The sequence below is a fragment of the Streptomyces sp. NPDC005202 genome (assembly GCF_040608235.1).
Lineage (GTDB): Bacteria > Actinomycetota > Actinomycetes > Streptomycetales > Streptomycetaceae > Streptomyces.
Genome location: NZ_JBEXHW010000056.1, coordinates 17,768 through 27,399, shown reverse-complemented (window position 1 = coordinate 27,399; position 9,632 = coordinate 17,768). Strand labels below are relative to the sequence as shown.

Annotated in this window: 8 protein-coding genes and 1 pseudogene; all 9 read right to left on the bottom strand. The window is 69.3% G+C overall.

Annotated elements, in window-relative coordinates:
• Positions 1-299: 299 nt before the first annotated feature.
• Positions 300-912: pseudogene (locus tag ABZV31_RS36510) on the bottom strand (SDR family oxidoreductase); the annotation flags it as partial.
• Positions 913-986: 74 nt separating this feature from the next.
• Positions 987-1,133 carry a hypothetical protein gene (locus ABZV31_RS36505; RefSeq protein ID WP_355901148.1) on the bottom strand — a complete coding sequence of 49 codons (147 nt, stop codon included), beginning with the start codon at positions 1,131-1,133 and terminating at the stop codon, positions 987-989.
• A gap of 280 nt (positions 1,134-1,413) precedes the next feature.
• Positions 1,414-2,250 (bottom strand): urease accessory protein UreD, encoded by an 837-nt coding sequence (locus ABZV31_RS36500; protein WP_355901147.1) that lies wholly within the window; start codon positions 2,248-2,250, stop codon positions 1,414-1,416.
• Between the two features lie 119 nt (positions 2,251-2,369).
• Positions 2,370-3,065, bottom strand: a complete 696-nt coding sequence (gene ureG / locus ABZV31_RS36495; protein WP_355901146.1) for an urease accessory protein UreG — start codon at positions 3,063-3,065, stop codon at positions 2,370-2,372.
• 27 nt (positions 3,066-3,092) lie between these two features.
• Entirely contained in the window at positions 3,093-3,767 is a 675-nt protein-coding gene (locus ABZV31_RS36490; RefSeq protein ID WP_355901145.1) for an urease accessory UreF family protein, read from the bottom strand.
• Between the two features lie 71 nt (positions 3,768-3,838).
• A complete protein-coding gene (locus ABZV31_RS36485) occupies positions 3,839-5,671 on the bottom strand; it encodes an urease subunit alpha (RefSeq protein ID WP_355901144.1) in 1,833 nt (610 codons plus the stop codon).
• Positions 5,655-6,320 (bottom strand): urease subunit gamma, encoded by a 666-nt coding sequence (locus ABZV31_RS36480; protein ID WP_355901143.1) that lies wholly within the window; start codon positions 6,318-6,320, stop codon positions 5,655-5,657. The genes ABZV31_RS36485 and ABZV31_RS36480 overlap by 17 nt, the downstream gene beginning before the upstream one ends.
• A 432-nt stretch (positions 6,321-6,752) precedes the next feature.
• Entirely contained in the window at positions 6,753-7,760 is a 1,008-nt protein-coding gene (locus ABZV31_RS36475; RefSeq protein WP_355901142.1) for a phosphotransferase, read from the bottom strand.
• A gap of 492 nt (positions 7,761-8,252) precedes the next feature.
• Entirely contained in the window at positions 8,253-9,620 is a 1,368-nt protein-coding gene (locus tag ABZV31_RS36470; protein ID WP_355901141.1) for a hypothetical protein, read from the bottom strand.
• Positions 9,621-9,632 lie beyond the last annotated feature (12 nt).

Genomic DNA, 9,632 nt, shown 5'->3' with positions numbered 1-9,632 from the left:
TTTAATCATCCGGCGACCACCGATATCTACACACCCCGCGTCACACTCTTTCCCTCCACGCCGCTCTTCCGATCTGGGCCGGCCGTTGGCCGGCCCCCTACTCAAGCCCCCAAGGCCTCACCCCGGAAGAACCCACCTGACGCCACCCGACCCCACCGCGCCGCGCTGAAGCGGGGTCCGACTCCAGCAGGCCGTGCCCGGTGAACTCACCATCCCCGACCTGCCCGGCCCGTCCGCGAGGTACTCGGCCCGGTCCAAGCAAGCGGGGCACTCGACCCCACGTCCCACACCCGCGCCCTTTAGGCCCCGGCGATCACCGCCACGCCAACCCGGCCGCCGTCCACGTCAACCACGGTTCCGTGGACGAACGCCGCCTCGTCGCTCGCGAGGTACACCGCCGCGTGGGCGATGGACTCGGGGCTGCCGACCCTTCTGGCCGGAGTGCCCTTCATCATGACGTCGCCGGGGTGAGCCTCGGTCTCATTCGGGGCAAGTGTGCGTACCACTCCCGGGGAGATCGCGTTGACGCGCACTCCAAAGGGGCCGAACTCGGCGGCCCAGGCCCCGGTCAGGGTCTCCAGGGCGCCCTTGCGGAGCTGTAGAGGGCCCCGACGGGGATACCCAGACGGGCGATCCACGATCCGAGGTTGATGATCGCGCCGCCGCCCGCGTCGGCCATGGCCGGGGCGAGGGATGCGGTCAGGAAGAACGGCGCGTTGACGTTGACGGCATAGACCTGGTCGAAGGTCTCCTCGTCGGTGTCCGGGGTGGTCGAGCCGGATAGATCCCGGCGTTGTTGACCAGGATGTCGACGCGGCCGTCGAGCACCCGGGTCGCCTCGTCGGCGAGGGCCCGGGAGGCGGCCGCGCTGCCGTCGAGGTCGGCGGCGTCGAAGTCGGCGCGCCAACCGGCCACCGCCACCACCGACGACCTCGCCGAGGCGGTGGCGCAGGCGTTCTCCCAGCAGCCTGACGCTGAGATCATCATTAGGCCTTGAGACCGCGGGCGTCGGCGAACGGCTCACGGTCGTCGCCGATCTCGGCCAGGACTCGAGCGCCGAGCTGGATGCCCAGGCCCGGGTAACTGAGAAGACGTCGTCTCTTTTGGTGCTGTTGGGTTGTTGAGTGGTTCATGGCAGACCTGGTCAGGCGGCTGCCTTCCGGACGAGGTGTGGCAGCTGTTCCGGCGGGTGGCGCCGCCCACGGCGAGGTGGACTCCAGCGAGGTAGCGGGCGCCCGGCTGGTCGGACCGGGTGGCAACGACCGGTAACTGCTTGAGCCTGCTGAGGCGGCGCTCGATCACTTTGCGGGCCTTGTACTGCTCGGCGCTGAAGGACGGTGGAGCCGGTGGGCCGATCCACGCCGCTGCCGGACGGTGATCTGGGCGGCGCGTTTCGGGAACGTGCAAGATGGCCTACCCCTGCGCGGTCAGGGCGTGTGCGAGGGCCGTGTCCAGGAGGCGGCGCAGGTGGGCCGACGTCGGTGCTACGGCGGTGGCGAGCAGCGCCGGGCCGCCGGCGAGCGGGGCTAGGACGCCGTATCCCCCCGCCGGTTCGTCACCGATGAAAAACGGCTCCTGGCCTGCGGCCACATCGGGGTGTACGACGAGGAGTTGTCCGGCGGCGCGGTGCCGGCCCAGGACGGCGGGACCGTCCCACGCCGGTGCCGGACCACCGTAGGCGGTGTGCTGGTCGAGGAGGAGACGGCCGTCGCGCCGCACGGTCAAGCGGGTGGAGAGGTGGCCGGGCGGTTCCGCCGTGCGGCCGAGGAGCTGTTCCTCCCGCAGGAGTAGACGGGAGGTGGAGGCGAGCTCCACGATGTACGACTGGTGCAGGGTGCTGCCTCGGGTACTGATCAACGGCTGCGGCAGCCAGTTCAGGGACGCGTCCGCGCCGACGGTGAGCCGTACGTCGTAGGTGGCGGGGGCGGTGGTGGAGCCGCGCAGGGCGATGGTGGCGGCGGCCGTGGTCACCTCCAGCTCGGCCCGCGCCTCGGCCGCGACGGCGAGCTCGAGGCGGTCCCCGCCGAGCGGCGCGCTCATGGCCCCGATCACGTTGACCCGCGCCCGCCCGTCACGGGATTTGAGCCGGCGCAGATGGAAGGGACCGTCGCTGTGCAGGAGCGGGAGCGTCGTCGCGCGGCCGTTGTGCGCGGCACGGATACGGGAAGTGGCGTGGACGCCGGTGGGGTGGGGGACGGGGGCATGGTCAGCGGGCGCGCGGCTCTGGGAACTGGGGTGGACGCCGGGCATGTACTCCTCGACCGAAGATGGATGCTCGGCTGCTCGCTTCTCCTCAGCGTCACTTCCACCGGCTCTCGGCTGGAACCGGGTCGGGGCGGGTGTCGTGGCCGACAGCTGCGCGGCGCCGGTCACGCGGCGGCCCCGGCACGCCACGCGGCGAGGCGCCCGGTGACCCAGTCGGCGACCGGGCGGATCCCGTCGGTCGAAACCAGGCTGGTGAAGGCGACCGGCAGACCGCCGCGCTGTTGTTTCGCGTCGGCCGCCATGGTGTCCAGGTCGGCGCCGACATAGGGTGCGAGGTCGGTCTTGTTGACCACGAGGAGGTCGGCGGTGGTGATGCCGGGCCCGCCCTTGCGGGGAATGTCGTCGCCGCTCGCCACGTCGATCACGAACAGCTGAGTGTCGACGAGACCGCGCGAGAAGGTTGCGGTGAGGTTGTCTCCCCCGGACTCGACCAGGATCAGGTCCAACGGTTGGAGCGTCTGCTCCAGCTGCTCGACCGCTTCGAGGTTGGCGGAGATGTCGTCGCGGATCGCGGTGTGCGGGCAGGCGCCGGTCTCCACGGCGGTGATCCGTTCCGGCGGCAGCACGGCCTCGCGGCGCAGGAACTCGGCGTCCTCGCGCGTGTAGATGTCGTTGGTGACCACGGCGATGGACAACCGGTCCCGCAGCGCCCGGCACAGCGCGGCGACAGTCGCGGTCTTGCCCGAGCCGACGGGCCCGCCGAGTCCGACCCGCATCGCACGGCGGCTGCCGTCGGGGCGCAGCGCGTCGGCGCTGTGGGTGTGGCGGTGGGGCATGGTCGCGGGATGCTCGAGATGCACGGCAACTCCAGGTCAGCGAAGAGTAGTTCAGGATGCGAAGAGACGGACGGTCCAGGCGGCGTGCTGCTCGCCGGTGATGTCCAGCAGCGGAGAGGACGCGGCAGGCAGAACGCTGATGCCCTCGACGGCGACACGCCCCGCTGCGTCGGCCGCGGTTCGGGCGACGTCGTCGACGTCACCGGCGAGCCTCGCCAGTAGCGCGGTCGCGTCGAACGGGTCGAGGCTCAGCAGCCGTACCGCTGCGGTCGCGGGCCCGCCGACGCTCTCGTACGCGGCGCCCTGCGCGACGTCGAACGGCGTCAGTCCGGCGGCGCGGGCCGCGACGCCGAGGACGACCGGCTGGTGCGCTCCCTGCGGCCGGTCGCGGGCGAGCCGGTCGAGGTGGGCTGAGGGCCAGGTGGCACGGGCCGCGCGCATCATCTGCCGACCCAACCTGCGCGCGACCTGCCGCAGCGCCGGCATGGGCGTACGGGCGTCGGCGGCCTCGTCCAGCGCCAGGGCATGGTATCCGGTGGCCGCTGCGGCGGCGAGCCCGGCCGCCGTCAGCCCGGCGGTGTGCAGACGCCCCCGGCAGAACGCTTCCAGACTCGCGGTGTCGTGTACGTCTCCCGAGGCAATCGCGGCCTCCACACCCCCGGAGTGGGCATGCCCACCGGCGGGAAAGCGGCCGTCGGCCAGGACGAGCAGGGCAGCACGGCTCATGAGGTCAGTGGCCTGCCTTTCACAGGGACAGGCGGCCCGGCCGAGTCGGCATGGCCGGGCCGCACAGGAGATCAGAACAGGAAGTAGCGCTGGGCCATGGGCAGTTCGGTGACGTAGTGCCGTCCGACCAGCTGCCCGTCCACCGTGGTGCGTACGTCGGAGGTGGTGGCGCCGCCGATGGTGACGTCGAAGGTGTCGGGGTCGATGACGATCTCCGGCAGGCCGTCGTTGTGCACCATGCTGGCCTTGGTCACCTCACGGGTGGACTTGATCGCGCGCAGCGGCTTGAGCAGCCCGATCCGGGACAGCTCGCCGTCGACGGCCAGCTCCGGCACGAAGTTGAAGGAGTTCGCCTTCGAGGACCGGCCGCAGGACCCCCACACCGGACGCGGCAGGAACGGCTGCGGCGTCGGAATCGATGCGTTGGCGTCACCGATCTGCGCGTACGCGATCTGGCCGCCCTTGATGACCATGTGCGGCTTCACACCGAAGAACTTCGGCTCCCACAGCACCAGGTCCGCGAGCTTGCCTGCTTCGACGGAACCGACCTCGTCGTCGATGCCGTGGGTGATGGCCGGGTTGATCGTGTACTTGGCGATGTAGCGCCGTGCCCGGAAGTTGTCTGCTTCTGCACTGTCCTGGCCGAGGTGACCGTAGCGGGACTTCATGACGTGCGCGGTCTGCCAGGTCCGCATGATCATTTCACCGATGCGCCCCATGGCCTGTGCGTCGGAGGACATCATCGAGATGGCCCCCATGTCGTGCAACAGGTCCTCGGCGGCCATGGTGGAGGGCCGGATCCGCGAGTCGGCGAACGCCATGTCCGCCTCGATCTCGGGGTTGAGGTGGTGGCACACGATCATCATGTCGACGTGCTCCTTGACGGTGTTGACCGTCAGAGGCCGGGTCGGGTTCGTCGAGGCGGGCAGGACGTTCGGCTGGCCCACCAAGCTGATCATGTCGGGTGCATGGCCGCCGCCGGCACCTTCGACGTGGAAGACGTGCAGGCTGCGGTACTTGTCCCTGTCCGTGATCGCGCGGTCCCTGGTGGCGGCGAGTGTGTTCTGCACGAACCCGGACTCGTTCAACGAGTCGGCGTGCAGGGCGACTTGGACGCCGGTCTCGTCGCACACCTGCAGCGCCGCGTCGATCACCGCAGGTGTCGCGCCCCAGTCCTCGTGGATCTTGAAACCGAGGGCGCCGGCCGCGACCTGGTCGCGCAGCGCCTTCTGTGACACTGTGCTGCCCTTGGCGAGCAGACCGATGTTGACCGGATAGGAGTCGAGCGCCTCGAACATCCGCTGCATGTGCCACTTACCGGGGGTCACGGTGGTGGCCGTACTGCCCTCGGCGGGTCCGGTGCCGCCGCCGATCAGCGTGGTTACGCCCGACGCGAGCGCCTCGTGGATCTGCCCGGGGCACAGGAAGTGCACGTGGGTGTCGACGCCGCCCGCGGTCAGGATCCGACCGTTTCCGGAGATCACCTCGGTTTCGGGTCCGACGATGAAGTCCGAAGAACGGGCGTCGTCGTTGGGCCTCGGCGACATCGTCTCGGGGTTGTAGGCCTTGCCGATCGCCTGGATCCGGCCGCCGCGCAGACCGACGTCGGCCTTCACGACGCCCCAGTGGTCCAGGATCAGCGCACCGGTGATCACCGTGTCCACCGGCTTGCGGGGATCGTCACGCGGGACGTGCGACTGGCCCATCGACTCGCGGATCACCTTGCCGCCGCCGAAAATCATCTCGTCGCCGCAGCGACCGGGACCGCCGCACCAGTCCGCGTCGATCCTGACGACCAGGCCGGTGTCGGCGAGCCGCACCCGGTCGCCGGCGGTCGGACCATACAGGTCGGCGTACCTGGACCGCTTCAGCAGGCCCGGAGTCTCTTCAGTCTCGCTGACCATCGAGTTGCGTCCCCTCCTCGCTCTTCCCGGCCTGAAGTCCCCTGACGATGCGGTCGCCCGCGATGGGCACCAGCTGCACGGTGCACTCCTCGTCACAGGGCTCGAATCGCTCCGACGTACCGGACGCGATGTGCAGCCGCATGCCGTGCGCAGCATCGCGGTTGAAGACGAGCCCCTCGTTGACCTCGGCAAAGTGATAGTGGGAGCCGACCTGGACCGGGCGGTCCGAGCAGTTCCTCACGGGCAGGTCCACGGGCACCTGGCCCTCGTTGAACGCCACCGCGAACTTCTCGTCCTCCGGAAGAAGCTCCAACTTGCCCGGATGGATGTCCACTTCCCCCGTCGGCTCGTCGAACGGGTCGTGAATGGTCACCAGCTTGGTCCCGTCAGGGAACGTCGCCTCGACCTGAACGTTGGCGATCATCTCCGGGACGCCTTCCATGACTTCACTACGCGTCAGCACATGACGGCCCGACTCCATGACCGAGTCGACCGTCGCACCGGCCCGTGCCTCTTCGTACACGTGCGCCGTCAACAGGGCCATCGCCTCGGGATAGTTGAGCCGCAGCCCGCGCTCACGGCGTCGCCGGGCGACGTCCGCCGCCACATGGACCAGCAATCGTTCCTGTTCGTGCGGAGTGAGGTGCATGCAGTCCCCCTTTCTGCTCGTCGCTTGAGCTGTGCGGCGTGGGCTCACGAGGGCAACGGGATGCGTGCTGGTGCGCCGGATGCCGCAGGTTGATCATCAATCGCGCGGGAAGGAACCGGCAGGGAAATCGCCTTATCCTGCCCCAATGTGATGAATCGGGGTCATTGGCGACATGGGGGCGCATCGTCGGACGTCCTCGGGATGCCCACCGCTCTTGCGAGCCCCTGCGAGGCCCGCTCAGCAAAACCGGTACGACCGCAGCGCGGGTACGCGACGTCCCTGTTGATCGAGCGGAGCCAACGCGGGCACTTGAGCATCGCTTCTGTTCACGGCGCCGGCGACAGCTGGTCCGACTACCTCGCCGCCCGCCAGCCCCAACGCTGGTTCGGCGCTGGCACTGGACACCTCGACCTCGCTTCGAGCCACCGCCGTCTAGACCGGTGGATCATTGAAGAGTTCCAGCAGCCAGCGGGCACTTTTCGCAGCTCCAGCAGCATCGGCGCCGCCGGACGCAGCCGGAAACAGTCGGCCCCAAGAACAGGCACGTCCAAGGGCACCCAGTCGCCACGCAAGGCTCACTGCCCGTCGTAGTTCTGCTGTCGTTCGGCCGGCACCCGTCCAGGGCTCCAGATAGGCGTCGCGCAGCCGTGGCAGTACGTCTGGCCCGTATCGTGCGCAGGCCCTTTGGGCAGGGACCAGCAGGCTGCAGAAGGGATGGGAGACGGCAGCGTCGCCCCAGTCGAAGAAGGTGAACCGACCCGGTTCCGGGTTGAAGAGCTGGCCGTCGTGCAGGTCTGAGTGGTCAAGGGAGTCCGCGATGCCTACGGCCGCAAGCTCCGTGCACCATTCCACGAGGAGTGGCCGAAGTTCCGCAAGTCTCCTACGCTCGTCTGACTGCAGCGCGGAGTTCTCCTCGACCAGTCTGTCGAAGACGTCGGGCAACGCAGTGGTACGTGCGCTGGGAACACCGAGCTTTTCGATCTCTCGTGCGTGCGGAATCAGGGTGTGCTGCATGCCCGCGTACTGGCGGAGAAGGTCTTCCCATGCACGGGGATCGACAGCCTCCCGGTTGAGCACGTTCCTGAAGAGCTCGCCTCCGTCGGGCAGCAGCGACCAGCCATGGTCGGCGTCGACGGCGAGTGGCTCCAGTACGTGCTCTGGCACCCAGCGAGCCAACGCCGCGGTCAGCGCGCCTTCGAAGGCGCTGGCCGGCGGATTCGCCTTGAACCAGACATCGTCACGCCCCTCGACAGGTACCCGCACCAGGACAGACCAAGGTCGCAGTCGCACCTCCCAATGGCCGGTCGCCCGCAGACCACGTGCGGCGAGCTCGTCCGCCACCCAGCCGAGGGCAGCAGTCCGCCAAGCCTCCTGCTCCCAGGGAGTCACCGCATCCTGGTACTGACCCCGATCCACGATCACCGACGCCTCATGGTGCATCGCGCCATCCCAGCATCGTGGCCGATGAGCGGCCACCATTTTTCTCCCTGCAGAGGCTGTGCGGGCCACACACATGCAAGCGGAATACCGCACTCTTCGAATACGAGCTCTTCACCAGTGGATGCAGCAGACCGAGGACGCGGTCGTCGGCGCGATCACCGGCAGGCTCACCCAGCCCCGCACCCTGCTGCTGGGACGCTCCGACCACGCGACACCCCGTCCGGCACCAGCGCATTCGACCCGACCTGGCCCCGGCCGACGTACCGCTCTTCGGCGACGACCCCTGACTCATCGTGCTCTGCTCGGCGCCCATGAAAGTTTGGTCGGAAGCGAGGTCTACGCCCGCGTCGCCGGGAGACGGTGTGCAGGCCCTCGCCCCGGAACACCGACCTGTTCGACCACCCCCGAACCGGCAGAGGGGGTCGCGGAAGCGAAGGGCGGCGACCTCCACCAGGGTCTGGCGGGGGCGGCGCCGTTGCCTTCCGCGGTGGCTCAGGCCCGGGTGGTGTCCGTCTCCTCGAACCGTTCGAGGAGCAGACGGTAGGTCTGGCGCGGCCTACCGGGGCCGGGTGTGCGCAGCGGCGGCATCTGCCAGGCGAGCCCCAACTCCACCAGCGACGCCAGCAGGCGGCGGGCCGTCCGCGGTGTAACGGCGAGCAGCTCGGCCACGATGGTGGCGTCCACCACGACGGGGCCGGATTCCGTCGCCCCACCGGTGTCGCGGAGTGCGTCGACCAGCCGTGTCATGGTGTCCAGGGCTTTGGCGCGGGTGTCGTCGTACGCGGCACGGCGGGTGCGGGAACGCCCCGACAGCTGCAGAACGTGGCCGTCGTGCCCCACGACGTAGCTCTGCTGGCCGCCCTCGCCCCGCGCCCGGGACATGGCGGTCCGGGCGTTCGCCTCGGCGTCACGAGCGGTCATGCCCAGGCCGATGCCGAGCTCCACATCCAGCCCCAGCTCCCTGCGTGCCGTCTCGACGAAGGGCAGGACACTGAAGTCCCGAGTCGCCGCCACCACCGATCCGAAGGTCGCGATGACGTGGTAACTGTGATCGTCACGGGGGAGCACCGTCGCGCCCATGGCACGCGCCTCGTCGAGCAGCAACCGGTGCAGGGCAAGCCGCAGTTCCTGGTATCCGAGGTCGCCCGCCGTCCTCAGCGGTCCGCCGGCCACGGCCGGTACCTCGACGATGCCGATCGCGATCTGTGAGTCCTCCAGCCGGTTGCCGATGCCGAGCAGGGCCGCTGTGCGCAGCGCGGTCCGGATCGTCGCCGTGGTCGGCATCATCCGCAGTACCGGCACATTGGAGGCCGACAAGCGGTGGGCGACTGATCGCACGCAGGTCAGCGCCACGGTCGTGGTGCCGCGTCGGTACAGCTCCTCGTGGAACGCCACGAACTCCGCCGGGGAGTTTGGGTTCTGGTACTCCAGGACGTGGACGTCGTCGATCGGCAGCCCGACGTCGGTGTAGGCGTCCTCGATCTCTCGGTGCGGGATCGAGTCGACGCTGAGCCGGCGGATCTCGTGACGGCCATCCAATGCCGCCCGCAGCAGCGTGCCGTACAGGGCGGAACCGGAGAGCGGGATGAAGGTGGCAGGCACGTTGATCTCACCCGCCTTGCGCGCCAGGTCGTACGGCAGCGGACCGGCGAACAGGCAGACGTCGAGATCCGGTTCCACTCGGGCCAGCTCCCGCGCCACTTCGGTCTCGTCGTGGTAAGCCACGCCGACGAGGCGCCACTCGACCCCGTCCCCGGACATGTCGGCACCGAGGTGCATGATCTGTTCGACCAGGTCGGCCGGCCCGACCACGCCGACGACAGGCCGGTACGGGATCGCCCCTCCGTAGGCGTCGCTCACCCTGAGCTCCCA